General features: G+C 69.2%; 21 protein-coding genes and 2 pseudogenes. 13 read left to right on the top strand and 10 right to left on the bottom strand.

The annotated features are described in order from the left end of the window. The 4 genes and pseudogenes from QZ588_RS07400 to QZ588_RS07390 all read right to left on the bottom strand — a co-directional run. Nucleotides 1-419 (bottom strand): annotated as a pseudogene (locus QZ588_RS07400) (hypothetical protein); the annotation flags it as partial. 65 nt (nucleotides 420-484) lie between these two features. Beyond that, entirely contained in the window at nucleotides 485-724 is a 240-nt protein-coding gene (locus QZ588_RS18100) for a sugar transferase (RefSeq protein ID WP_366929539.1), read from the bottom strand. A 76-nt stretch (nucleotides 725-800) separates the two neighbouring features. Beyond that, nucleotides 801-1,220 (bottom strand): annotated as a pseudogene (locus QZ588_RS18095) (sugar transferase); the annotation flags it as partial. A 1,002-nt stretch (nucleotides 1,221-2,222) separates the two neighbouring features. Then, nucleotides 2,223-2,441: a hypothetical protein gene (locus QZ588_RS07390; protein ID WP_295541349.1), complete on the bottom strand. Its 219-nt coding sequence runs from the start codon at nucleotides 2,439-2,441 to the stop codon at nucleotides 2,223-2,225. Between the two features lie 400 nt (nucleotides 2,442-2,841). Here QZ588_RS07390 and QZ588_RS07385 point away from each other — a divergent pair, with 400 nt between their 5' ends. After that, complete coding sequence (locus QZ588_RS07385) at nucleotides 2,842-3,555, top strand: winged helix-turn-helix domain-containing protein (RefSeq protein ID WP_295541347.1); 714 nt, start codon at nucleotides 2,842-2,844, stop codon at nucleotides 3,553-3,555. A 278-nt stretch (nucleotides 3,556-3,833) separates the two neighbouring features. On the opposite strand, the gene QZ588_RS07380 is transcribed toward QZ588_RS07385, so the two are convergent. Further along, nucleotides 3,834-4,184, bottom strand: a complete 351-nt coding sequence (locus QZ588_RS07380) for a PilZ domain-containing protein (protein WP_295541345.1) — start codon at nucleotides 4,182-4,184, stop codon at nucleotides 3,834-3,836. A gap of 128 nt (nucleotides 4,185-4,312) precedes the next feature. Then, nucleotides 4,313-5,464, bottom strand: coding sequence for a hypothetical protein (locus QZ588_RS07375; protein ID WP_295541344.1), 1,152 nt, complete (start codon nucleotides 5,462-5,464; stop codon nucleotides 4,313-4,315). A 272-nt stretch (nucleotides 5,465-5,736) separates the two neighbouring features. Between QZ588_RS07375 and QZ588_RS07370 the strand changes: the two genes are divergently transcribed. After that, nucleotides 5,737-6,057: a DUF1840 domain-containing protein gene (locus tag QZ588_RS07370; protein ID WP_295541343.1), complete on the top strand. Its 321-nt coding sequence runs from the start codon at nucleotides 5,737-5,739 to the stop codon at nucleotides 6,055-6,057. Between the two features lie 90 nt (nucleotides 6,058-6,147). Here QZ588_RS07370 and QZ588_RS07365 read toward each other — a convergent pair whose 3' ends face one another. Further along, a complete protein-coding gene (locus QZ588_RS07365) occupies nucleotides 6,148-6,966 on the bottom strand; it encodes a 4'-phosphopantetheinyl transferase superfamily protein (protein ID WP_295541341.1) in 819 nt (272 codons plus the stop codon). Nucleotides 6,967-7,297: 331 nt separating this feature from the next. Here QZ588_RS07365 and bchI point away from each other — a divergent pair, with 331 nt between their 5' ends. From bchI to bchO, 3 genes are read left to right on the top strand one after another with little or no spacing between them, the layout of a single operon-like run. After that, on the top strand, nucleotides 7,298-8,329 hold the full coding sequence (gene bchI / locus QZ588_RS07360) for a magnesium chelatase ATPase subunit I (protein ID WP_295541339.1): 1,032 nt from the start codon (nucleotides 7,298-7,300) through the stop codon (nucleotides 8,327-8,329). Continuing rightward, nucleotides 8,326-10,200, top strand: coding sequence for a magnesium chelatase subunit D (locus tag QZ588_RS07355; protein ID WP_295541337.1), 1,875 nt, complete (start codon nucleotides 8,326-8,328; stop codon nucleotides 10,198-10,200). The genes bchI and QZ588_RS07355 overlap by 4 nt, the downstream gene beginning before the upstream one ends. A 22-nt stretch (nucleotides 10,201-10,222) precedes the next feature. Continuing rightward, a complete protein-coding gene (bchO, locus tag QZ588_RS07350; RefSeq protein ID WP_295541335.1) occupies nucleotides 10,223-11,116 on the top strand; it encodes an alpha/beta fold hydrolase BchO in 894 nt (297 codons plus the stop codon). Nucleotides 11,117-11,270: 154 nt separating this feature from the next. On the opposite strand, the gene QZ588_RS07345 is transcribed toward bchO, so the two are convergent. After that, complete coding sequence (locus QZ588_RS07345) at nucleotides 11,271-12,590, bottom strand: metallopeptidase TldD-related protein (RefSeq protein ID WP_295541333.1); 1,320 nt, start codon at nucleotides 12,588-12,590, stop codon at nucleotides 11,271-11,273. Next, entirely contained in the window at nucleotides 12,587-14,029 is a 1,443-nt protein-coding gene (locus QZ588_RS07340; protein ID WP_295541352.1) for a TldD/PmbA family protein, read from the bottom strand. The genes QZ588_RS07345 and QZ588_RS07340 overlap by 4 nt, the downstream gene beginning before the upstream one ends. Nucleotides 14,030-14,278: 249 nt before the next feature. On the opposite strand from QZ588_RS07340, the gene lgt reads away from it, so the two are divergent. After that, nucleotides 14,279-15,133: a prolipoprotein diacylglyceryl transferase gene (lgt, locus tag QZ588_RS07335; protein WP_295541331.1), complete on the top strand. Its 855-nt coding sequence runs from the start codon at nucleotides 14,279-14,281 to the stop codon at nucleotides 15,131-15,133. A gap of 221 nt (nucleotides 15,134-15,354) precedes the next feature. Here lgt and QZ588_RS07330 read toward each other — a convergent pair whose 3' ends face one another. Beyond that, entirely contained in the window at nucleotides 15,355-16,395 is a 1,041-nt protein-coding gene (locus QZ588_RS07330) for an NADP(H)-dependent aldo-keto reductase (RefSeq protein ID WP_295541329.1), read from the bottom strand. 374 nt (nucleotides 16,396-16,769) lie between these two features. Between QZ588_RS07330 and QZ588_RS07325 the strand changes: the two genes are divergently transcribed. From QZ588_RS07325 to QZ588_RS07295, 7 genes are all read left to right on the top strand, one after another. Further along, the gene (locus QZ588_RS07325; RefSeq protein WP_295541327.1) at nucleotides 16,770-17,435 is read left to right on the top strand and encodes an energy-coupling factor ABC transporter permease; all 666 of its coding nucleotides are present in this window, start codon (nucleotides 16,770-16,772) and stop codon (nucleotides 17,433-17,435) included. Between the two features lies 1 nt (nucleotide 17,436). After that, entirely contained in the window at nucleotides 17,437-18,309 is an 873-nt protein-coding gene (djlA, locus tag QZ588_RS07320) for a co-chaperone DjlA (protein ID WP_295541326.1), read from the top strand. A 381-nt stretch (nucleotides 18,310-18,690) separates the two neighbouring features. Then, on the top strand, nucleotides 18,691-20,106 hold the full coding sequence (locus QZ588_RS07315; protein WP_295541325.1) for a form I ribulose bisphosphate carboxylase large subunit: 1,416 nt from the start codon (nucleotides 18,691-18,693) through the stop codon (nucleotides 20,104-20,106). A gap of 108 nt (nucleotides 20,107-20,214) precedes the next feature. Further along, a complete protein-coding gene (locus QZ588_RS07310; protein WP_295541323.1) occupies nucleotides 20,215-20,562 on the top strand; it encodes a ribulose bisphosphate carboxylase small subunit in 348 nt (115 codons plus the stop codon). Nucleotides 20,563-21,163: 601 nt separating this feature from the next. Further along, the gene (locus tag QZ588_RS07305; protein ID WP_295541322.1) at nucleotides 21,164-23,422 is read left to right on the top strand and encodes a CsoS2 family carboxysome shell protein; all 2,259 of its coding nucleotides are present in this window, start codon (nucleotides 21,164-21,166) and stop codon (nucleotides 23,420-23,422) included. A 364-nt stretch (nucleotides 23,423-23,786) separates the two neighbouring features. Next, a complete protein-coding gene (locus tag QZ588_RS07300) occupies nucleotides 23,787-25,244 on the top strand; it encodes a carboxysome shell carbonic anhydrase (protein ID WP_295541320.1) in 1,458 nt (485 codons plus the stop codon). 26 nt (nucleotides 25,245-25,270) lie between these two features. After that, entirely contained in the window at nucleotides 25,271-25,516 is a 246-nt protein-coding gene (locus QZ588_RS07295) for a carboxysome peptide A (RefSeq protein WP_200240881.1), read from the top strand. Nucleotides 25,517-25,528: the final 12 nt, after the last annotated feature.

Genomic DNA, 25,528 nt, shown 5'->3' with positions numbered 1-25,528 from the left:
AGCAGCGCGAGAAACTCCGGAAAGAAGCGCTCCAAGGCCTCCTTCCAGGGGCTGTCGTAGTCGCTCTTGGCTGATCCGGATGCGGATGGGGTAGGGGTGTTGACCATGCGCAGAGTGTAGCCGGGTTCGCATCGGGTGTCGGCATCGCCGCACAACTGAGGTTGGTCACAAGCCTCTTCGCAGGGCTGTTCGGCGAGGCGCCTGACCACCATCGGTTGCCAGCGCCCAAGCAGCGCATCATCCAGCGGCGCTGCCCAGTGCTTGCGCACGTCCACCATCAGCGCCGCTGCGCCCGCCGCCCGCTCGTCCCGATGCCGAGGCGTGACCGTCTCCTTGGCAACAGCCCAATCACCGCATCGCTGTGCAGAGCTGCCGGCAGGGCCTCCAGGCGGCCCATCGGCATTGAGCCATTCGACCATGGGAAACTCGAAAACGATCCGACAGCCCCCGACGGCCATCCGCGTAGCACACCGGGCGTAACCGTTTAGCCCCTCACGCCAGCGGTGATGCCTGAGGGCCTGGCGCTACACATCAGCGGGTTGTAGGAAGAAGCTCGTGCAGTTTTCCCGGCCACGACGCCGACGGTATTGAACAAAATCACAATATCCATCCACAGCGTCCAGTTCTTGGCATACCAGCCGTCCAGATACACACGCTCGCCATACCCCGTGTCGTTGCGCCCGCTGATCTGCCGCAGCCCGCTCATGCCGGGCTTGGTCTCCAGGTGGTACTCGATGTCTTCGCCGTCGCGCTCTTGCTCGTCTTCGACGATGCGCCGGGGGGGCCACCAGGCTCATTTCGCCGTTGAGCACGGTCCACAGCTGCGGCAGCTCGTCCGGGCTGGTTCGGCGCAGGAAGGCGCCGACGGGCGTAATGCGCGGGTCGTGCTTCAGCTTGTGGTCCTGCTCCCACTCCCGGCGGGTGGCGGGGCTGGTGTCCAGCGGATGCTGCAGGACCTGGTTGGCGTCCGGCACCATGGTGCGGAACTTGAGGCAGGCAAAGGGCCGGCCGTGCTGGCCCACCCGGCGGTGGGCGAAGAACACCGGCCCGCCGTCTTTGCGGATTTGCACGGCCAGATAGGCAAACAGAGGCAGCAGCAGCGTCAGCAGCAGCGAGGCGACGCCGATGTCGAAGCTGCGCTTGATGAGCCGTGGGCCGCGGCGCGCGAGGGTATTGGAGAGGTTCAGAAAGAACAGCTCGTGCCTGAAGTAGTAGTGCATGCCAAACGCCACCGGCTGCACCAGCTGCACCGGCTGCACCGGCTGCACCGGCGGGAAGGCGCTGGAGAAGGTGCCCGGGCCGGTGCCGACAGGAAATGTCTCACCGATGCGCAATAGTGCGGCGCCAAAGAGGGGCCCGCGGCCGTCTTCCACCACGCCCTGCACCGAGAAGCGCTCCAGCACCGGCGCCAGGCCAATGGCCACGCTCAGGCCGACGGCGACGGCGACGGCGATGACGCTGCCGGTGATGCCAAAGGTGTTGCGCCCGCCGATGCGCCCGGCAAACAACAGGGTGCTGAGCACGACGCCGAGCATGGCCATGGTGATGCCCATGCGCGAACGGGTGAAGACCACGCCCACCAGCAGGATGAGCGCAACGGCGCCGTAGACCAGAGCGGCGCTGCCGCGGGTGGAGCTCAGGAAACCGGTGCGGCGGCGCCAGCGGCCCTGCTCGGCGGCCGGGCGCTCGCGGCCCAGGTTGTAGAACAAAAGCGCCAGCGCCCGCGGCAGCGACATGGCCAGCAGCCCGGCCAGGTGGTTGCGGTTGGCGTAGGTGCCCACGGCGGAATCAGCATGGCTGCCGGCCACGGCGAACAGCATGTCGCCGTGCCGGGCGCTGCCGTATTGCACCAGCCCCAGCACCGCCTGGCACACCGCCAGCAGCACCTGCACCAGGGTGAGCAGGCCGCGGGCGCCCTGGGTGCGGCCGCCGATGAACACCGCCAGGGGCACCGGCAGCGCCAGGCCGGCGGCGAGTGTGAGCTGCGGGTTGATGGACAGCGGCTTGAAGGCCGGGCCGGCGGCGGCCGCATCGCTGAAGGCGGTGGCGGTGGCGGTTTGGGCGGCGGTGCCGGCGGGGGCGCGCAGCGCCAGGCCGGCGGCATAGAGGTCGCGCCCCGGCAGGGCATCGACCACGGCGGCGGGCAGGGGGATGAGGTACAGCACCGGCGCCAGCACCAGCAGCGCGACCTCCGCGGCCCGGAGCTGCAGCCGCCGCGGCTGCTACAGGCTGGCCACCAGCACCGCCAGCGCCAGGTATTGCAGCAGCAGGGACGCGAGCAGCGTGTTGCCGCCGCGGAACAGCGGCGCCAGCAGCAACAGCAGGGCCAGCAGCAGCAGTGGCCCGCCGAGGCTGGTGGTGGGTCGGCGCGGGATTGGGCCGGACCGGTTGAGCCCGCGTTGGGCCTGCCTGCGCTGTGCGGTGTCTGAGGCTTGGGCCATGGGATTGTCCGCTGCGTTGTTCTGCGAGCGACCGTGGTTGGTAGCGTGGACCATGCTGCTTGAGGCTGAACGACGCTACGTGTTAACTCCGGGGCACTTGATTATGGGTGAGGGAAACCCCCAACCTGATATTGGTACATCTAGGTGGTTGACTTTGCTGCAATGTTCGCCTTCCGAAGAAATCCTTACAGAAATGATGAGAATCTGGAGGTTTGTGAAAGTGTTACGCTTATGGTGTACGAAACAATCCTGGCGACCATGAACTATAGTTATGGCGTACATTAACACCCAAAAGTCACAATATTGTGTATCTCTGATGAGACGAAGCTGAGACCTTGCATTCCTTACTATGTGTATCTGCCTGGGCATCGGATCGCCCCCCAAGGAGCCGAGCAGTCGCATGATCGATGTACTGAAACAGTTGACGGTGCTCTATGTTGAGCCCGACGCGCAGAGTCGGATCGAAACGCTGGAAGTGCTGCAGGCCATTTCGGCCAAGGCCATCGCCGCCGCAGATGGCCAAGAGGCCTCGTCCTTGTTCGAAGTTCATCGGCCCAACGTGCTGGTGTCGGCGCAGGTGCTGCCGGACATGCGTGGGTATGAGCTGGCGGGGGCGTTGCGGGCGCTGGAGCCGCAGTTACCCTGCGTGCTGATCGATTCGGTTGCCGAGCCCGAGAACATGCTGGCAGCCCTTAACATCACGCCCAAGCCGGCGGCCTATCTGATCAAGCCCACGGATTACAAAGTGCTGAAAAACGCACTCGAGGAAGCGGCCCAGCTGTTGCTGAGGCAGGGCCGGTGCATGGTGCGCGTGTCGTCCGATGCGTTGTATTGCGCCGTCGACGGCACGCTGCTGCGCGACGGCTCGGTGGCGGCACTCACGCAGCACGAGCGCCGGCTGCTGGATGCGCTGATCCAGCGTCGGGGTGGCTGGGTGCACCGCGAGCAGCTGCTCATCCATGTCTACGACGACCCGGACGTCGCCAGCGAGGCGGGCCTGAAGAACCTGGTGATGCGTCTGCGGCGCAAGCTGGGGCGCGAGGCCATCAACACCCGCTACGGCGTGGGTTATCGGCTGCGGATGGAGCCGCAGCATGTGTTGTTGCCGCGGTGAGTGCCGGGGCGGTGGTGCAGGCTGTATCAGCGGCGGCCCAACAGGCGCGCCAGCCAACCACCGCCGCCGGCGGCTTCGTCAGACGCAGCGCATGCAACACGGCGCCGCGCGGAGCGCAAACGGCTGCTCGCCAAAGGGCGGGCCGGCTGCTCGCCGGAGTGTCGGCAGGATGTGGGCTTGAAAAGCCCGGTGTCGCGCGGCGCCTGGGCCGGCGGCGCGGTTAAAACGCGGGCGATGGCCGATGTCTGACGCAGGCGCGGGCGCGGATGCGCACGCGATCAGGGCCGAGAGTCGGCGCCGCTGCGCGTGGTGGTGGTGATGGGCGGGCGCATGCCCTCGGCCCGCATCAAGTCGTGATACAGCTCGACTTGCGGCTCGCGGAAGATGACACCGATGCCCGTGTTGTCGCCGTGGGTGACGACGGCGGGGATGATCCAGTTCCGCCCGCGGCAGGAGAGCTCAAGCTCGATGGGGGTGCCGGCCGGCAGGGTTAGCGATTGCACCGACAGGAACATGCCGCCCGCCGACAAATCCCGTGCGCAGGCGCCGAGGAAGGGCCGGCGACCGTAGCGGATATAGACGGGAACGTGGAGGTGATGTCGCGCGGCGTCGCGGAGATCTTCGCTCATTTGTGACTATCCTGTGCCTATTTTGCCGTTTCTTCCTCATCTTAAGATATCTTCTTGACGGTAAAGTTCACGGTTGATGACCAAACGATGTCCACGGGCGCCGCATTGCGGGGCCACTTGTCAGATGCTCAGGGGGCGCCGAGCACCGCGCCCAGGTCCGCCGCGGCGAGGCGCTCGCGCACCCGGTGCAGATGCGCCATCAACGCCGGCTCCAGCCGGGCGTAGGCCTCGGCATCCGGCACCCGCTTCACCACCACACCCAGCAATTCCGTGATGGCGTTGCCGATGGAGTTCTGGCTGATGGTCACGAACAGCCGGCCGTCGTCGCCGCGATAGATGAGCTGTTTGAAGGCGGGCTCCCAGCGGATGGCGTTGGCGTAGGCGGGCTCGCGGATGCAGCGCTCACGCACCGTCTTGGCGGTGCCCATGAAGGCGTCGTCGGCGAGCAGCACCCGCTCCACCGCGGTTGGGAAATACAGGTCCGGCAGCGGGTCTGAATTGCGGCTGGAGACCTGGCTGAAGAAACTGCGGTAAAAGTCGATAAAGCCCCTCAGCAGGGCATCGTATTCGTGCCAGAAGCGCATGTCGTGCAGGGCGGCGGCGCCGCCGGCGATTGCCCAGCAGGGCAGCCCCTGGGGATAGCCGGTGAGCGCCAGCGCCGAGTCGTCGCCGCGTGCCGGGCGCAACAGCTCGAGATCCAGCGCGGTGGCGAAAAAGGCCCGGTAGATATCGCGCATGTGGGCCTGGAACAGGCTGTGCTGGCCGCCGTCGGTGAGGTTGGGATTGTTCGGGTCGGCGGCCTCGGCGGCGCGCAGGTCCGCCTGCGGAAACACCATGAAGTGGTTGTGCAGCATGCGGATGCTGGGCACGCCGGGGGCTGTGAGCGGCCAGGTGGCATCCAGGCTCGCCTCCCCCGCCAGCACCAGCGCCTGCGCCGGGTCGGGCCAGTGCTCCAGCATGTACCCGATGATGACCGCGTTCATGCGGTTCCAGACCCGGCGCACCCGCTGCGGCACCTGCGTGCGGCGCACCGGCCGGCCGAGGGGATTGAGGATCTCGCGGGCGGTGTTGTAGATGATGGAGCAGTCGAAGGTGCCCGAGTGCCCCAGGGCCTTGCGGTAGAGCAGCAGATTCTCAGGGTTGCTGAGCAGGCCGTTGTTGTGCACCAGGTCGTTCAGGTTTTCGGCGCTGTTGAAGAACTCATTGGGTGCCATGCCCTGCGGCACGTCCAGCGGGATGGGGCGGAAGGGCGTCACGAGTTGGCGCGGGCCTGCTTGCATGGGGGGCTCCTGGGCTGCGGCGTATGGCTTGGGGCGGCGCCAGTTTAGCGCGCGGACGCGCGATGACCCGATGCCGGCAAGTGTTTGCGCCGGCTGCCCATGCTGGGCGAAGCGGCCGCATTGGTTCTGGCGCCGGCGCCGGTTCCACGTGGTTCCCCGGGGCTGCCCGCCGGTGCGCGCCGCGGCCCGTCGCGCGCACTATGCTGACACTGTGAAAGCACGGCCCTGGGGCCCCATGGGTCTGCGGTATCACCCACTTCAAAGGAGGCTTCATGCTCATTACCTTCAAAACCCCGGTCTACGCGGACATCACCATGTTCGGTGACGTCGCCAAAGCCTTGATCCGGATGATGGGCCACAGCGGAACCATCCCCGGCGCGATCCTCGCCGGGGACGTGCCCAAGGCGCTGGAGACGCTCCGCGAAGCCGTCGCGCACAACCCCAATGCGCCGCTGAACCCACACCGGGACGAGGACGGCGACGAAGACGCCCGGCGCGAGAGTGTGAGCCTTGCCAAGCGCGCCCTGCCGCTGATGGAGCTGTTGGCCGCCGCTGCGCGAGAAGAGCAGCATGTCATGTGGGAGCAGCGCTGACCGGGCGAGCACTGGCGTGTTCTGGCGCGTCGGGGGCACGCCGCGCCCTGGGACATACGGCGTCTTGGTGCACCCCGGGCAAAGCGTCGCTCAGCGGGCCGGCGGCGGACTTGTGATGTCGGCGATGCGCTGGGCGGGCAGCAGCGCGGTGGCCGGGGTGCAGGCGGCGAGCTCGGGCTCGAGTGTGGTGTCGGCGGTGTGCAGCAAGGCCCGGAAGCGCGCCCCCGTGGCCGCCGTCACCGCCGCCGCGACGGTGCACTGGCCGCCGTCGACCTGCAATAACAGGCAGCGCCAATGCGCAGCGGGCGGCGCCGCCTGGGCGTGACGCAGTCGAATCTGCGCGGGCGCTGCGCCGGTGAGCTGGAAACCGAAGCCGGCCAGTCCCATGGCGAGTCCCAGACCATGGGCTTTGACGTAGGCCTCTTTGAGGGTCCACAACGATTGAAACGCCTGCGCCGCGGCGGCGGAGCCCGGGGGGCCGGCGGCGGCGATGGCGCTTGCTTCTTCGGCGGCGAAGAAGCGCGCTGCGATGTCCTGCGTATCCCGCAGCGCACGCCGGCACTCCGCATCGACGCCGATGCTCTCACCGTGGGTGAGGGCGCAGCACACCAGGGCGCGGGTGTGGCTGAGATTGAACCTGAGTGCGCCGGCGTGCGGGCAGGCGTTGGTGTCGATCTCCGGGCGGCCGTGGGGGCCGCGCCGAAAGCGCCAGTGTGCCGGTGCCGGCGCCGCCTCCCGCGATAGCGCATGGCGCAGCAGTACATGGGCTGCGCAATACATGGTACGATCGGCCTGTGTGCGAAAGCGCGCAGCCCGTGCTCGCTCGTCGGCATCGAGCACATCGATGTGCGCCGCCAGCCGGGCCAGCGTCGTGGCCCCCCAGGCGATGTGCAGCGTCACGTCCTGCATGGCTCGATCTCCATAGCCCGCCTTGAAGTATGTGTGCACCAACGCGCTGCCCGCAAGCCACCTTGGCGTGCATGCGTGAATCAGCACGCCTGCATCGGCGCCCATCAACCAACGCGATGGGCCGCCGACTGCGCCAACGCAAGCAAACCCCGGCGCTCGCTTGACCGGAAAAATTCTGCGGGATAGCTTCGAGCGTTGCTGTCATCCGACCCAGCGGCGGTCCCGCGTCGGCCGCGAGCTGACCGCTGCGGATGCCATCGCAGCCCAGTCTTCCGGATCGCATCCGGACCCAATCCGGATCAGCCCCGGACGTACAGCCAGGATCATCCCTATGCCGGCCGCCTTCCCGTTCTCCGCCATAGTCGCCCAAGACGAGATGAAGCTCGCGATCCTGATCGCGGCGACGGACCAGAGCATCGGCGGCGTGCTGGTGTTCGGTGATCGCGGCACCGGCAAGTCCACGGCCATCCGGGCGCTGGCGGCGCTGCTGCCGCCCATGCGGGTGGTGGAGGGCTGCGCTTACAACTGCGACCCGGATGCCGCAGACGCCGCCCTCTGCGACGGTTGCCGGCAGACGCGCGCGCAGGGCGGCAAGCTGAAGGTGCGCAAGGGTCCGGTGCCGGTGGTGGATCTGCCCCTGGGGGCCACCGAGGATCGGGTCATCGGCGCCCTGGACCTGGAGTCCGCGCTCACCCGCGGCGAGAAACGCTTCGAGCCCGGCCTGCTGGCGCGCGCCCATCGCGGCTTTCTCTACATCGACGAGGCCAATCTGCTGGAGGACCATCTGGTGGACGCGCTGCTGGACGTGGCCGCCAGCGGCGAGAACGTGGTGGAGCGCGAGGGGCTGAGCGTACGCCACCCGGCGCGCTTCGTGCTGGTGGGCAGCGGCAACCCGGAGGAGGGCGAGCTGCGCCCGCAGCTGCTGGACCGCTTCGGCCTGTCGGTGGAGGTGAGCACACCGCAGGACTTGAAAAGCCGCATGCAGGTGGTGCGCCTGCGCGATGAGTTCGAGCGCGCCCCCGCCGCGTTCATCGACAAGCACAAGCGCAAGGACGGCAAGATCCGCCGCCAGATCCTCAAGGCCAAGGAGCACCTGGGCCAGGTGGAGGTGCCGGATGCGACCCTGGAGCGTGCCTCGCAGCTGTGCATGAAGCTCGGCACCGACGGGCTGCGCGGCGAGCTGACCCTGATCCGCGCCGCCCGCGCCTATGCCGCCCTGGAGGGCGACGACACGGTGGAGGACAAGCATCTCAAGCACGTGGCGCCGCCGGCGCTGCGCCACCGCCTGCGCCGCAACGTGCTGGACGATGCCGGCTCCACCACCCGTGTCAACCGGGCGGTGGAGGAGCTGTTCGGGGCATGAGCGCCACCGCCCCGGCGCCGGGGCAGATGCGGTCCGGGCCGCCGGCTGCAGACCTGGCCGCAGACCCGGCGATCGCCGCGCAGGCCGAGGCCGAGGCCGAGCGCCGGGCCCAGATCGCCGCCCGCTGGGACGACGCCTGCCTGGCCGCGGCGCTGTTCGCGCTCGACCCCGTCGCCGCCGGCGGCCTCAATGTGCGCGCCCTGCCGGGGCCGGTGCGTGATCTCTGGCTTGAATTCCTGCGCGAGCTGCTGCCGCCCGCGGAGCCCTTGCGCCGCGTGCCCCTGCACATCGCCGACGGCCGCCTGCTGGGCGGGCTGGACCTGGCCGCCACCCTACACGCCGGCCGCCCGGTGGCCGAGCGCGGCCTGCTGGCCGAGGCCGACGGCGGCGTGGTGCTGCTGGCCATGGCCGAGCGCGTGGCCCGCTCCACCGCCGCCCATCTGAGCGCCGCGCTGGATACCCGGGAGGTGCTGGTGGAGCGCGATGGCATCACCGCCCGCACGCCCACGCGCTTCGGCGTGGTGGCGCTGGACGAGGGCGCCAACGACGAGGAGCAGGTGCCGACCACGCTCAAGGACCGCTTCGCCATTTTGCTGGATCTCAACGACATCCCCTACAACGCCGCCGTGCCGCCGGCGGAGGACGCGGGCGGCATCCAGCGCGCGCGCCGGCGCCTGCCGGGTGTCACCGTGCCCGAGGACATGCTCGAGGCCATCTGCGCCACGGCGCTGGCGCTGGGTGTGGAGTCCCTGCGCGCGAGCCTGTTCGCCCAGCGCATCGCCTGCGCCGCCGCCGCGCTGGACGGCCGCGATGCGGTGGCCATGGAGGATGTCAGCGCCGCCGCGCGGCTGGTGTTCGCGCCCCGCGCCACGCGCATCCCCATGCCGGACCCGCCGGAGGATCAGCAGCCCGAGGAGCCGCCGCCGCCGGACGAGCACCAGGACGACGAGCAGCAGGACGACCAGACCCCCGAGCAGGACATCGACAAGCCGCTGGAAGACGTGGTGCTGGAGTCCGCCCAGGCGGCCATCCCCGACAATCTGCTGGCCATGCTCAAGATGGGCGCGCTGCGCACCCGCTCGCACAGCAGCGGCAAGTCCGGCGCCAGCCAGAGCGGGTCGCTGCGCGGGCGGCCCGCCGGCACCCGCCGCGGCGAGCCCGGCGCCGGCGCGCGCCTGGCCGTCATCGACACCCTGCGCGCGGCGGCGCCCTGGCAGCGCCTGCGCCGGGCCGAGCGCGAGCAACAGGGGACGGGCGGGGATGTGCTGGTGGAAGTGCGCCAGGACGATTTTCGCATCACCCGCTACAAGCAGCGCTCCGAGACCACCACCATCTTCGTCGTCGACGCCTCCGGCTCCGCCGCCCTGCACCGCCTGGCCGAGGCGAAGGGCGCCGTGGAGCTGCTGCTGGCGGACTGCTATGTGCGCCGCGACCGGGTGGCCATGGTCGCCTTCCGCGGCCCCGGCGCCGAGCTGCTGCTGCCGCCGACGCGCTCGCTGGTGCGGGCCAAGCGCAGCCTCGCCGGCCTGCCCGGCGGCGGCGGCACGCCGCTGGCCGCCGGCATCGATGCCGCCGTGGAGCTGGCCGATGGCGTACAGCGCCGCGGCGGCACGCCGGTGGTGGTGCTGCTGACCGATGGCCGCGCCAATGTCAACCGCGAGGGTATCGGCGGCCGCGCCCAGGCGGCCGAAGACGCACAGGCCTCCGCCCGCGCCTTCCGCGCCGCCGAGCTCAAGGCCCTGGTGGTGGATATGTCTCCGCGCCCGCGCCCGGACGCCGAGACGCTGGCCCAGGCGATGGGCGCCGTCTACCTGCCCCTGCCGCACGCCGATGCCGCGGCGCTTTCGGGCGCGGTGCAGGCGGTGGCTTGAGGCAGGCTCCAGACCCCGCACCATGACTTCCGCCAAGGTCCTTCAGGATAAGCTCGATTGGGCGCGCGACGGTGCGGACTGGCCGAACTGGGAGGCCAGCCGCTTCGTGGAGGCCGGGGGCCTGCGTTGGCATGTGCAGGTGGCGGGCAGGGGGCCGGTGCTGCTGCTGCTGCATGGCACCGCGGCGTCCACGCACTCGTTCGGCGGGCTGTTGCCGCTGCTGGCCGAGCGCTGCACCGTCGTCTGTCCGGATCTGCCTGGGCATGCCTTCACGGCGACGCCGCCGCCGCCGGAGATCTGCCTCAGCTGCATGGCCGCGCAGCTCGGCGCCCTGCTGCGCGCCCTGCGGCTGGAGCCGGAGATCGCCGTCGGCCATTCCGCCGGTGCAGCGGTGCTGGTGCGGATGGCGCTGGACGGCCTGATCCGGCCGCGGCTCATCGTGAGCTTGTCCGGTGCGCTGATGCCGCTGACGGGCTTCGCCGGCAAGTGGTTCTCGCCGGCGGCCAAGTTCTTCGCCCGCAATTCCTTCCTGCCCAAGTTCTTCGCCAGCGGCGCGCGCAAGGATCCCAAGGGCGTGCAGCGCCTCGCCGACAGCACGGGCTCACGGCTCACGGAGCGGGATATCGCCTTTTATCGACGCCTGATTGCGAGCCCCGGCCACCTCGCCGCGGCGCTCAACATGATGGCCAACTGGGATCTGGAGCCCCTGGCCCGGGACTTGCCGGCGCTGGAGCCGGCGCTGTTGCTGGTGGCCTTCGGCAACGACAAGACGGTGCCGCCGGCGGAGGCCGAGCGCGTGCTCGCCGTGGATCCCCGCGCCCGCATGAAGCTGGTGGGCGGCTTCGGCCACCTCGCCCATGAGGAAGACCCCGCCTATGTGGCGGAGCTGATTGTCGAGGTGGCCGGGCTCGGTTGAGCGTCACGCGCCCCGACGGGCCGACGATCATGCGGGAACGGGCGCAGCGCCCCCGGGCGAACCCAGGGGGCGCGCCGCCGCCGAGCCTGCGCGCCCGGGCGCCCCGAAGGCCAAGCTCAGCGGCGGCCGCTTAGACCATCGCCGCGCAGTTGGGCTAAAGTGCCAGGTCGATGCCGCCGATCAGTGCCCCGGGCAGCAGGGTGCTGTCGGTGCTGCGGCCATCGTAGGTCTCTGCCGACAGCAGCAGCTCGCGCTCGCGGGTCAGGGCTTGCAGGCGGTCGCCGAGGAGGTGGTAGAGGCTGTCGTCGAAGCGCATGACGGCCAGGGGCGCCACCGGCTCGCCGTTTTCCACCCAAAAGGTGCCGAAGCGGGTCATGCCCGTCATGCGGCAGGCGTTGCGGTCGGACCAGTTGCAGTACCACAGGTTGCCGATGAGGATACCGGTGTCCAGCTGGCCGAGGGCGTCGGCGGTGGCGAGATCGCCGGGGCCCATGGCGAGCGACTCCGGATACTCGGCGGCGGCGTTGACGGCGGCGTCGTATTCCCGGGCGCTGCGGGCGTCGGTGAGGCAGTCCTGGTACCAGCCTTCCTCGATGAGGGTGACCTGCGCGGGCTTGGCGAAGCCCTCGGCGGTGAAGCCGGGGGCGAGGCCGCGCTTGTGCTCTTCGAACAGCGTCAGCAGCGGGCTCAGCTGCGTCTCGCCGGTGGCGAGCTGCAGCAGCGGTGTCTGTTGGGTGCGATGATCGCGCAGCCCGAAGCCGCCCCAGGCGAGCAGGTCCATCAGCTCGGCGAGCGCCGCCGGCGCCAGGTAAGCGCGGTAGCGCCCGGGCTCGATGCGCCGCTCGGGGCGGCTCAGCACGGCGAGGTCCGCACGCTGGCGCTCGAGCTTGTGCCGCAGCTGGGCCGGCTGCCAGTCGAAGCCGGAGTAGCTGGCCTTGACCGCCTTGTCGCGGTCCACATAGCAGGACCAGTCCAGGTTGAAGCTGCGGCTGGCATGCCAGTGGCGGTGGCCGACGGAGCTGGCCAGCGCATCCACCACGTCGCCGGCGGCCCAGATGCCCACCAGGTCCAGACCGTCGGCGAGGTCCGTCAGGGTGCCGATGGCCTCGGCGGCGTCGGGCAGGTCGGCGTCGATGCGTTGCTGGGAGCTGGCCGGCTCGCGGCTGTAATGCAGGTAGGGGTCATCCGGCACATGGGCGATGCGCTGGCGCAGCTGGCCGAGCAGGGCGCGGGCGCGGCCGAGATCTGCCGTCACATCGCCGCCGAGCTGGCAGCTGCCCTCCACTTGGCGGGCGCCGTCGATGAGGGTGAGGCTGAGCGCCGCGCTGTCTACGCTGCCCGCCTGGCGCACCCGGTTCTGGTTCAGGCGCACGAAGTCCGAGCGCTCGGCGCCGAGGCCGGCGAACAGGACTTCGGTGCCGCCGAGGCCGGCTTCCAGGGCCGTGAACAGGTCGAAGAAGCGCTCCGGTGTCATAGCCCACCCCCGAAGACGTCGATGTCGCGGAACAGGCAGGGGGGCGAGGCGTGACCCACATAGACCGATTGGTTGGGCTCGCCCTTGCCGCAGTTGCGCACGCCGCGCACCTCCAGGGTCTGCGGCCCGCCGACACCGTCGAGGCTGCGCCAGAAGCGCGCGGAAACGCCGCGGTAGCCGGGGTTGCGCACCAGACCTTTCAGCTCGCCGTCCTCGATGAGCCGGCCCAGCTCGCAGCTGAACTGGAACTTGTTGCGGCTGTCGTCGATGGACCAGGAACGGTTGCTGTCCATGAGCACGCCGCGCTCGACGCGGGCGATCATTTCGTCCAAGCCTTCTTCGTTGGGCTCGAGGTTGATATTGGCCATGCGGTCGATGGGCGGGCGGTCCCAGGCGCAGGCGCGGGCGCAGGCGGCGCCCGACAGGCGCGCGCGGCGCTGCGAGAGCTCGCCGCCGAGGGGCCGCTCGAGGATGCCGTCGCGAATCAGGTGTACGCGCCGGGCCGGCGAGCCGTCGTCGTCGGCGGCATAGCTCGCCAATTCACCGGCGAGGGTCGGGTCGAAGGTGACGTTGAGCAGCGAGGAGCCGTAGCGATAGGTGCCGAACATGTCCGGCGTGACGAAGCTCAAGCCCGCGTAGTTGCGCTCGTCGCCGAGGATGCGGTCGAGCTCCAGCGGGTGGCCGATGGACTCGTGGATCTGCAGGGTCATCTGGCTCGGCAGCAGCAGCAGGTCCCGCTGACCGCTGGGGCATTCCGGCGCCTCGCACAGGGCGATGGCCTCGCCGGCGACGCGCTCGGCGTCCTCCAGCAGGGGTGCGACGGCGAGGCGCTCCAAGCCGCCCTGTCCGGGGTGGTCTTGGCCGCCGCCGGTGCGGGTCTGGGTTTGGCCCGCGATGTGGGCGGTGGCGGCGAGACCGGCGTGCACGAAGTCGAAGCCCTGCTCGATGTGCGCGCCGTCGCTGCTCACCAGCAGTTGGCTGACGCGCCGGTGGCCGAGCCAGGCGGCGCGCTCGACGATGCGCTCGCCGAGGTCGAGGCGGGCGCAGGCGTCGCTGAGCAGGCCGAGCTTGTCCGCCAGGGTCATCTGCGTCCACGGCTGCTCGACGGGGCTGTGGTAGGCGTCGCGGACAGCGGTGCGCGGGGCGAGCTTGGCGTCGAAGAGACCGAGGCGACCATGCAGGGCGGTGGCGGCCGCCGCGCGCTCGGCGGCGGCGGCGAGGCCGGCGGGCGAGAGATCGGCGGTGGCGGCGTAGCCGATGCCGGCACCGGCGACGATGGTGATCATGGCGCCGCGGCTCGCGCCAATGCTGCTCGGCTCGGGCACGTCGTCGCGAACGGCGAGGCCCTCCTGCACCTCGTCTACCAGGCGCAGGGTCCAGTAGTCGCAGGCGGGCGCCGCGGCGGCGAAGCGTCGGGCGACGGCGTGGAGCTCGCCCATGCTGGCCTGCGGGGATAAGGTGGTGGCGGTACTCATGTCGACGGTGATAGAGCCAATGGTGTCGGGACGGCCGCAGTGGCGCGGTGCGTGCACCTTAGTCTCAGTCATTATGGGGATGTTCCCCGCCGGGTGCAGGTGGCGCGGAGGGGTTTTAGGCACCGCTCGTCGCATCATCCGCCGCGCCTGACTCGGGGCGGCAATATGATGGTCAGCCGAAGGGCTCGGGTGCCCGTGCTACCATCCGCAGCCATGCTGACTTACCCCGATCTCGACCCCGTCGCCTTCCAGCTCGGCCCGCTGCGGGTGCACTGGTACGGCCTTATGTATCTCATCGGCTTCGCCGCCGCCTGGCTGCTCGGGCGCTGGCGGGCTTCGCGGCCCGGCTCGCGCTGGACCGCCGCGATGGTGGACGACGTGGTGTTCTACAGCGTCATCGGTGTCATCGCCGGCGGGCGCCTTGGGTATATGCTGTTCTACGGTTATGACCAAATCCTGGCCAATCCGCTGAATGCCCTGAAGGTGTGGGAAGGCGGTATGTCCTTCCACGGCGGGCTCATCGGCGTGCTGATTGCTATCGGCCTGTTTGCGCGCAGGTACCAGCTGCGCTACTTCCAGGTGGGGGATTTCGTGGCGCCGCTGGTGCCCCTGGGGCTCTTCGCCGGGCGGATCGGCAACTTTATCAACGGTGAGCTCTGGGGCCACGCCACCTGGGTGCCCTGGGCCATGCAGCTGCCTTGTGTGCGCTTCCCGGAATACTGCGCCGGGCTGCCGGCGGGCACCGCATTCAGCCCGCCGCTGCACCCCTCGCAGCTGTATGAGGCCGGTCTGGAGGGCTTGCTGCTGTTCGCGGTGCTGTGGTGGTTCTCGCGCCGTCCGCGGCCGACCATGGCGGTATCCGGCCTGTTTCTGCTGTTGTACGGGCTGTTCCGGTTCATGGTGGAGTTTGTTCGCCAGCCCGATGCCCACATCGGCTATCTCGCCTTCGACTGGCTCACCATGGGGCAGGTGCTGACGCTGCCCATGCTGCTGGGCGGCGCCATCCTGCTGGCGCTGGCTTATGGCCTACGGGATGCCGACCGCCCAAGGGACCACGCAACCGGCTGAGAACGTCTGCTTGTGCGCGGGCACCGGGTCGCGGTGATGGGAAGCCTATGAGGCGGCGAGGGACCCCTTTCGGCATGGCCGCGAGCGGCTAGAGATCCGCCGGCTCCGGCAGCCGGTCGTGGACGCCCGGGAAGGTCGCGTCGATCGGCTCGAGGGTCGCCAGCACGGCGAGCACTCCCGGCGGCGGGACCGGCGCGATGATGAGGCGGTCACCCCTTGACTTACGGACTCGGGTTCGGTTGGCGGGTGTGCACCGCCTCGATGTCGGCGAGCACCTCGTCCGCCAGCTCCAGGTCGACGCTCGCCAGGTTCTGCTCCAGTTGCGCCGGAGTGGTCGCGCCGATGATGTTGGACGTGACGAAAGGCCGGCTGGTGACGAAGGCCAGGGCCATCTGCGCCGGCTCCAGGCCGTGCTTGCGGGCGATGGCCACGTATGCCGCGGTGGCGGCGATGGCCTGCTCGTTGGAGTAGCGCGTGAAGCGCGAAAACAGCGTCAGGCGGCCCGTCGGCGGGCGTTGCCCGTCCAGGTATTTGCCGCTCAGCGCGCCGAAGGCCAGCGGCGAGTAGGCCAGCAGGCCGCAGTGCTCGCGCATGGCCACCTCGGCGAGGCCGATTTCGAAGGTTCGGTTCAGCAGGCTGTAGGGGTTCTGGATGCTCACCATGCGCGGCAGGCCGTGGCGCTCGGCGAGCTCGAGGAAGCGCATGGTGCCCCAGGGCGTCTCGTTGGAGAGGCCGACGTGGCGGATCTTGCCCGCCTGCACCAAATCGCCAAGCACTTCCAGGGTCTCGAGCAGCGGCACGCTATCGTCCTGCGGCGGGTGCTCGTAGCCGAGCTTGCCGAAGAAGTTGGTTTGCCGGTCGGGCCAGTGCAGTTGGTAGAGATCCAGGTAGTCGGTGCCGAGCCGGCGCAGGCTGTCTTCCAGCGCCTGCTCGATGTTGGCGCGGTCCAGGCGGTTGTTGCCGCCGCGGATGTAGGGCAGCCAGTCGCCGGGGCCCGCCACCTTGCTGGCGAGAATGAGTTGGTCGCGGCCGCCGCGCTCGGCGAGCCAGCGGCCGATGTAGTCTTCGGTGCGGCCCATGGTCTCGGCCTTGGGCGGCACCGGGTACATCTCCGCGGTGTCGATGAAATTGATACCGGCGGCGACGGCGCGGTCGAGCTGCGCCGCGGCGTCTGCGGCGGTGTTCTGCTCGCCGAAGGTCATGGTGCCGAGGCAGAGCGCGCTGACCTCGAGGTCAGTGCGGCCGAGGGGGCGGTAGCGCATGTCGTCAAGCTCCGTTGGGATGTTGGCTGCCCGGGACGGGTCCGCTGGGCTTTGGTCCCATCAAGTGCGCGCTCTTGGGTGCGGTGCCAAGGGCGGATGTCGGCGCGGCCGATGTGGGGCTGGGTTCCGGGGCCATGGCGTTGGCTCGCCATTGGACCGAAACTGGATGCCGCGCGATCAGCGGATCGGGTGTGACGATCGCCGCTTGGTTGGCGGTCGCCTGGCCCACCAGCATGCGCTCGAACGGGTCTGGATGAAACCGAGGCAGCGTGTCCACGCCCCTGCACAGCCGCATCTGGTATTTGTGTTATGCAGTCGCAACCCAACCTACTCGCGAGAATTCACTGCGCGCGGCGGCGCCGCACGACTCGCTCATGTCCCTCGACCCTGCCCTGTTCTCCTCCGCCGCCACCTGGACCGCGCTGGTGCTCTACCTGACGTGCCTGGGGCTGGCGTTGTGGCTCGCGCCCTGGCGCAGGCTGTTGGCGGCGAAGCTGACACATGTGTTCTTCGGCGCCACGGTAGTGCTGATGTTCCTGTGGCAGATGGACACCCAGGTGCAGCCGGGGCTGGACTACCATCTGCTGGGTCTCACGGCGGTGACGCTGATCTTCAGCTGGTCCTTCGCCGTCATCGCGGCCTCGCTGGCGCTGCTCGGTGTCTATGTCAACGGCGCCATGGCCTGGGACGGCTTCGCGCTGAATGCCCTGGTGAGCAGCGTGCTGCCCATCACACTGACGCAGGTCGCCCTGGTGCTGATCCGCCACTACCTGCCGAAGCAGTTCTTCGTCTACGTGCTCGTGAACGGCTTTCTCACCGCCGGGCTGGTGGGCGTCGCCATGGGCTACATGGCGGCATGGCTGCTGGTGGGCAGTGGTGCCTACACCTTCGCCGAGCTGAGCCAGACCGTTCTGCCCTTTTTTCCGCTGATGTTTCTGCCCGAGGCCATGCTGAACGGCTGGATCATGGTTATCCTCGTTGCCTTTCGCCCGGAATGGGTCTACTCCTTCTCGGACGAGCAGTATTTGAAGGGCAAGTGACGTGAGCTGGTTCGGGAAGGTCGTCGGCGGCCTGTTGGGGCTCGCCGCCGGCGGACCCATCGGTGCGCTACTGGGTGCCACCCTCGGCCATGGGGTGGACCGCGGCGTCGCCTCGCTTGCGGATCGCTATGGGCTCCCCTTCGGCGACCGCCGCCGTATCGAGAGCGCCTTCTTCGCGGCGACCTTCTCGGTGATGGGGCACATCGCCAAGGCCGACGGGCGCGTCTCCGAGCGCGAGATCGCGCTCGCCGAAACGGTGATGTCCCGTCTGCAGCTCTCCGGCGAACGCCGCAGCGCGGCCATCGCCTTGTTTCGTCAGGGTAAGCAGCCGAGCTTCGACCTCGCCGGCGTCATCGCGCGTTTCCGCCGCGAGTGCATGGGCCGACGGCTGCTGATCCAGCTCTTCCTGGAGGTGCAGATCCAGGCCGCCTACGCCGACGGCGAGCCCTCCCCGGCCAAGCGCCAGCTGTTGGAACAGATCCGCACCGGCCTCGGCGTCTCGCCCATGCTGTTTCGACAGCTGGAGAATCTGATCCGGATGCAGCAGCGCTTCGCTGCAGGTCGTGCCGGCGGCCGGCAGGGTGGCTGGCAGGGCGGTTGGCAACAGGACGCCGGTCGTGCATCCGGCGGTGACGCCGGGCGCCGGGCACCCGCCGCCGGGCCATCGCTCAAGGAGGCCTATGCGGTGCTCGGTGTCCAGCCCAAAGACTCGGACGACGCCGTCAGACGCGCCTATCGCAAGCTTCTGAGCCAGCACCACCCGGACAAGCTGGTCTCCAGGGGGCTGCCCGAGGACATGATCAAGCTCGCCAGCCAGAAGACGCACGAAATCCGCCAGGCCTACGAAATGATCCAGGCCTCACGGGCCGCCTGAGCGTCTCTCAGACGCGCCCGGGCGCGCCTTCCACATCCGGCCCGGTGCCCCTGCTGATGCGCACGTCGCCGGCGTCGATGTGGCGCCGGCTCCTGGCCGCATCCCTCCGGCAATCGGTCAATCAGACCCGGCGGCGACGCCGAAGCGGCCGCTGTGCGTCGCCTGCTCTTCCTTCGTGTCCCGTGCTCGGGCAATAATGGCGGACTGAGTCGGGTGGCGCGAGCGCTGTTGTTGCTTCAGATCAACTGATAGACGGGATCACATGTCTCGGATTGAAACAATCGATTTCGCTCTAACGACCCTTCGGAGTATCTTCCCCGGCCGGAATTTCCACAGCTTCGACAGGCGAAGCAGACGCAGAACAAACCACGGGAGCTGAGCATGAGCGCGAAGAAATACGACGCCGGTGTCAAAGAATACCGGGACATGTACTGGACGCCGGACTACGTCCCGCTGGACACCGACCTGCTGGCCTGCTTCAAAGTGACGGGCCAGCCGGGCGTTCCGCGCGAAGAAGTCGCCGCCGCCGTGGCCGCCGAGTCCTCCACCGGCACCTGGTCCACCGTGTGGTCCGAGTTGCTGACCGATCTTGAGTACTACAAGGGCCGTGCCTACCGCATCGAAGACGTACCGGGCGACAACGAGTCCTTCTACGCCTTCGTCGCCTACCCCATCGATTTGTTCGAAGAAGGCTCCGTGGTCAACGTGCTGACCTCCCTGGTCGGCAACGTCTTCGGCTTCAAGGCCCTGCGCCACCTTCGCCTGGAAGACATCCGCTTCCCCATCGCCTACATCAAGACCTGTGGCGGTCCGCCCGCCGGTATCCAGCTCGAGCGCGACCGCCTCAACAAGTATGGTCGCCCGCTGCTCGGCGCTACCATCAAGCCGAAGCTGGGTCTGTCCGCCAAGAACTATGGCCGTGCCGTGTATGAGTGCCTGCGCGGCGGCCTGGACATGACCAAAGACGACGAAAACGTCAACTCCCAGCCCTTCATGCGCTGGCGCGACCGCTTCGAGTTCGTCGGCGAGGCCATCCAGAAGGCTCAGGCCGAGACCGGCGAGCGCAAGGGTCACTACCTGAACGTCACCGCAGCCACGCCGGAAGAGATGTACAAGCGGGCCGAGTTCGCCAAGGAAGTCGGCTCGCCCATCATGATGCATGACTTCATCACCGGTGGCTTCACCGCCAACACTGGCCTGGCCAACTGGTGCCGCGAGAACGGCATGCTGCTGCACATCCACCGCGCCATGCATGCCGTCATCGACCGCCATCCCAAGCACGGTATCCATTTCCGTGTGCTGGCCAAGTGCCTGCGTCTGTCCGGCGGCGACCACCTGCACACCGGCACCGTCGTCGGTAAGCTGGAGGGCGACCGTGCCTCCACCCTCGGCTTCGTCGATCAGCTGCGCGAGTCCTTCGTGCCCGAAGACCGCTCCCGCGGTGTCTTCTTCGATCAGGACTGGGGCTCCATGCCCGGTGTTTTCGCGGTGGCCTCCGGCGGTATCCATGTCTGGCACATGCCGGCGCTGGTGACGATCTTCGGCGACGATTCCATGCTGCAGTTCGGCGGTGGCACCCAGGGCCACCCCTGGGGCAACGCCGCCGGCGCCGCCGCCAACCGCGTGGCGCTGGAGGCGTCGGTCAAGGCCCGCAACGAGGGCCGCGAGATCGAGAAGGAGGCCCGCGACATCCTCGGCGAGGCGGCTCGCCACAGCCCCGAGCTGGCCATCGCCATGGAGACGTGGAAGGAGATCAAGTTCGAGTTCGAGACCGTCGACAAGCTCGACGTCAAGTAACCGACGCTCGATCGCTCCGCGAGACCGCCCGCCGCCGGGCCTCGTCCCGGCACGGCGGCGGTACCGCCCACAGCACGCCAGATCAACCGCAGACGCAGGAACGACGCCATGCCTCTTCAGAACAGCACCATGGGTGACTACCAGACCAAGCAGACCCTGGAGACCTTCGGTTTCCTCCCGCCCATGAGTCAGGACGAGATCTACACCCAGATCGCCTACATCCTGGCCCAGGGCTGGACCCCAGCCATCGAGCACGTGCACCCCAGCCAGGCCATGGACGACTACTGGACCATGTGGAAGCTGCCCTTCTTCGGCGCCCAGGAACTGGGCGATGTGGTCGCGGAGCTGGAGGCCTGTCATCGCGCCTACCCCGATCACCACGTGAAGCTCACGGGCTACGACAACTACACGCAGAGCCAGGGCTCGGCGTTCGTGGTCTTCCAGGGCCGGGCCTGATCCCGCAGCCGGTCAGCCGGGGTCGGCGCGCGCCTGACGCCAGGCCGCAGGCCCCGCCACCCGGCGCGACCGTAACGCGCTGTCCCTGCCGATGACCGCCTTTTCGGTCTTCGTGCATCTGGCGGGTGCCGCCGGCGAGCCAGCGCAGCGACGGGACGACCCGTTATTGCCCGCTGCCGCGCGCCGCGAGCGCACCTCCCCGCTCACCCGGATTTCGACAGAGCAACCGACGCCGCCCAAGGCAACAGGCACTGGAACGAATTACATGGCAAGCAAAGCGAACCTGAAATCGAGCGGCCGTGAAGCGGCCCTGGCCCGGCGCAAGGCTATGTCGACCCAGGGCAAGCAGGGCGTGCGCACCAGCGCGCCGGAACGGACCCGCGGCGCATCACGCCAGCCGTCGGCGCCGGCGACTACCGTAACCGCCCCGCCCCCCGCGTCCACGCCGCCTGTGGCCGCTGCACGGCCCAGCGCGCAACACCAGCGCTCGGGCCCGAGTGGTAACGCGTCGTCACCAGCCCGTGCGACCGGCATTCCACAGGCATTTCCCCAGTCTCCAAGCGGCGCGAGTCGTGCGCTTGCGCGCCAGCGCCGCGCCGCCATGGCACGGGACGGCCGTCGCGCCCAGCACAGCCATGACCGCGTGCGCACGCCGCAGGACGGGCTCAAGGGCGCCGCCGCCGCACCGGCGCAGCGCGAGGGTCACAACGGTGATTGCGGCTGCGGCGGCAACGATGCGGGCCAGCACAGCAGCCAAGCCGCGGCGGCGGATCTGAGCCGGTTGGCGCATCAGCCTGGAGCACCGGCCAAGCTGAGCGGCTTAGGCAACGGCAATACCGGCCCCGGCGCCGCACTGCGCAACAGGCGTGCCGACGCCGCGCTAGGCGCCAAGCCGCCGGCGCGCATGCAGGCGCTGGCTCGTCGCGCGGCCCTGTCGAGCCGCGGCAAGAGCGCCGCCGCCGGTGTCCAATCGACGGCGAGCCTGGCGCGGCAGGCCAACCCGAAGCTGACCGCCCGGGAACTGGCGCAAAAGGTCCGTGCGCAACGCAGCACCAATGGCGGCGCCGGCGAGCGCAAGTCGCCGCCCGTGGGCCGCATCCATCCGAACAAGCGCAAGGCGCAACAAGACACGAGACAAGGCGCCGCCGATCAGCCCTGGAAGGTCGCCGTCAGCGAGACGGGCCTGGGCCAGTTCGTGACGGGCACCAAGGTCGGGCGCAGCTGGCACACCACCGGCGATGAGCCCAGCACCTGCCGCAACGTCACGGGCACTGAATACATGGGCGCCGACATCTTCCGGGAGTTCTGCCAGGCAGAGCCGGCGGGCCGGGTGCACAAGGTGCACGAGAGTCCCACCAGCCACGGCCAGCGGGTCACCGGCAACGAGGTGGGTCGCTCACCGAAGGTGACCGGCGACGAGCCCGGCACCTGCAAGCACGTGACCGGCACCGAATACCTGTCGCCGACGCAGTACGAGTCCTTCTGCGATACCCGTCCGGCGCCCGGACCGATGAAGCTCGGCGCCGACAGTACCTACGGTGGCGAGAGCGTTTCCGGCAACATGGTGGGCCGCTCGGCGAAGGTGACCGGCGATGAGCTGGGCGCCGAGATCAGGCCAACCGGCACCCAATATACTTCGCCCTCGGACATCGGCACCGACATCGTGCCGCCCAAGGTCAGTCAGTCCACCACCCTCGCGGGCGGTAGCCTGACCGGCACACGGGTCGGCCGCTCGCCCAAGGTCACCGGCGACGAGCCCGGCAGCTGTCGTCTGGTGACGGGCGATCAATATGTCGACCTCTCCCAATACCAGGCGTGCAAGGTCGAGGCCGCGCCCGAGCCCCCGAAAGTGGGGCGATCGGCCACCGACAAGGGGAAGTTCGTCTCCGGCACGCAGACTGGGCGCTCCGCCCGGGTGACGGGTGATGAGCCGGGCACTTGCAAGGCCATCACCGGCACGCCCTATGCCGGCCTGGAACAGGCGGCGGACTACTGCACGCCCGATCAGCAGCAGGACATCCAGCAGCGTGCCCGGCCGCTCGCGATGACGCCCGGACCCGCCATGACCGGCATCCAGCCGGGCATCAGCGCACCGAAGGCCGGCGGGCGCAGCTTCGGCGGCGGTGTGACCGGCGCCGGTAAAGGCGCCTGCGAGCCACTCACCGGCACGCCCTATGTCGGCAAGGACCAGTGGGCAGAGGCTTGCGGCGGCAACGGCGCCCAGCCGGGCGCGCCGGACTTCCCTCAATCAATCGCCCACGCCGTCGAGGGGGACGCCGGTGTTCAGCAAGCGCCCTGGCAGGGCTTCAGTGTCAGCTCGCCGGCACAGGAGGCCGCGGCTGCCAGGGTACGGCAGGGCGCCGTGACGGGCACGTCCTACGAGTCCAGTCAGCACATCACCGGTCCCTTTGGCATGGCCAGCGGCAAGATCACGGGCACCGAGCAGGCGCGCTTCGATCATAAGCGCCCCCGCCCAAATCTGATGACCCCCGAGCCGCACCCCGCCGCTCATCCAGGTAGCAATCAGGCCACCGACGTCGACGTCGACGTCGACGCCGCCGCTGAGCCCGTCGCAGCGGAGGCCGCAACGCCGCGTAGCTCCCGCATCACCGGCGAGGGCCAGAGTGCCGGCATCAAGATCACCGGCGATGACTGGGACCGCGGCGAGCGCGTCACCGGCACCGAGGGCACCTCGGCCAGGCGCCGCAACCCGACGCGGCCCGGACCCATGAGTGCCATGCCCCCGACGGAGCGCAAGCGCAACGACGACACCAGCGTGCCCACCAGTCGGGTGACCGGCGCCGCCGGCTCCACCGACCGCGGCGCACTCATCACTTACTCGGGCGGCGCCCGCGGCTGACGCCGAGCCCTCGGTGAGCGCAATAGCAGTCATGCCACGTCATCCCGCGAAATCCCCGCGCAGCCGTCGTCTCGCGACCCCGGCGCTGGCGCCTGCACGACGGCCGTCCGCCGGCCGTGAGGCGCCCGCTGAGCGTCCGCAGCCCGGTGCCTCGGCACGACCGCGGGGCACTGCGCAGCGCGCACAGGCCGCGGAGGCCCTGCGCGGCGGCAGCGCGGGCCGGGCGCAGGCAGAGCGTGCACGCGCCCGGCGCGCAGCGGCGCCGTCGCCCAAGGCCTTACAGCGCGCAGTGGCCACGGCCTCAGTCCATCACGCGGCCACTGAGGCGCCTGCGACAGCACCCCACGCGGGCACGCGGGCGCAGGTGCGAGGTGGCGCCGGGCTGCATCCGCTCACGGATGCAGCCGTCAACGCGCGGCTGCACGGCTACGAGTCGTCGGTGAAAGGGGCCTTCGATGCCATCGTGCCGGTGCTGAAGCGCATCGCCAGCGAGCGCTGCGAGCCGGACTTCATCGAACGTGCCCAGGCCATCGCCCGCGGCGACCTCGGCTTCGAGCTGCCGGCGCACATCCTCGAGTCCACCTGGGTGACCGGACTCGACATGCGCCGCCTCTTCGCCGCTAGCGTGTTCGAGACCTACCATCGCTTCAGCGATGTGTTCTATACCGACGACCCGCTGGGCGGGCGCGACGGCGCCGATTTCCAAGCCTTCCTGCAGGGGTGCGGCTTCCATCTAATGGACGTGACGCCCTGCGCGGACGGGCGTCTCGCCCATGCCGTCAGCTATGTGTTGCGGCTGCCCTATGGCTCGGTGCGGCGCAAGTCCTACGCGGGCTCCCTGTTCGACATCGAGAACACCGTCGAGAAATGGGTCGAGACCGAATTCCTGCGCTTGCGCGAGGGCGTGCCCAACACCGCCGACGAGCCGACCCGCTACCTGAAAGTGGTGCTGTACCACTTCAGCAGTGTCGATCCGGCCCACCAGGGCTGTGCCGCCCACGGCTCGGACGACGCCGCCGCCGCGCGTGAGGGTTGGGAACGTCTCAAGGGCTTCCGCCAGGCGGTGGAGAACGGCTTCTGCTGCGGTGCCTCTGTGGATCTGCTGCTGATTGGCATGGATACGGACACGGATGCCATCCGCGTGCACGTGCCCGATGCCGACGGCTACTGCGACCTCAACGAGTGGCTCGACGCCGGCAAGGTCTACGAGATCACTCACGGCCTGGAGGCTGAGCAGGCCCGTGCCCGTATCCTGGAACTGGTGCGCGCGCACGCACCCGGCAAGGCCGCCGGTCCGCGTGCCCGCCGGCCGGCGGCGGAGACGGGCGGCGCCGCCTGGGCGGGCATGACCGAGCTCATCGCCTGGCTCATCGAGCAGAACATCTCTCAGATCGATTACGTGCGCCAGTACCACGACGGCGGTTATGCCGACATTGGCCACGCCGAGCGCTTCATCGGTGCCGGCATCGGGTTCGAGGAGATTCAGTTGCGGAATCTCACCTACTTCGCCTACCTCGACACGGTGGAGGAAGGGGCCGCGGACCTGGATGTGGGCATCAAGATCTTCACGGGTCTCAACGTTTCGCATCAGCTGCCGGTGCCGCTGGTGGTGCGCTTCGACTACCACGGCCAGGTGCCCGGCGCCCGCGAGCGCGCCGTGAATCGGTGTGAGCGGGTGGCGGCGGCGCTCAAGGCCCGCTACCCGAAGCTGTGCGAAGACGGGCTGCTGCATTGCCTGCGTGCGGTGCGGGACTGCGACGCACAAGCGCCCATCGAGATCGTCGGCTCTTCGCTGGCGCCGGCGGCGGCGGGCGCGCACTGAGGCGGCGGGGGCGACGCGGACGAGCCATGAAGATTTGTCGTGTAGTCAAGCCTTTGGTGTCGACGTACCGGATTCCGGAGTTCGAGCACAAGCACCTGCAGGTGGTGCAGGATGGCAGCAGCCAGCTGGTGGCCGTGGATGCCATCGGCTGCAAGCCGGACGATTGGGTGATCTGCGTCGGTAGCTCCGCCGCGCGGGAGGCCGCCGGCAGTAAGGCCTATCCCAGCGATCTGACCATCGTCGGCATCATCGACGACTGGCAGGCGGAGTAGGGCTGGGGGCGG

The sequence above is a fragment of the uncultured Thiohalocapsa sp. genome (genome assembly GCF_913062725.1).
Lineage (GTDB): Bacteria > Pseudomonadota > Gammaproteobacteria > Chromatiales > Chromatiaceae > Thiohalocapsa.
The sequence above is the reverse complement of the archived record's forward strand: the minus strand, read 5'-3'. Positions and strand labels throughout refer to the sequence as shown.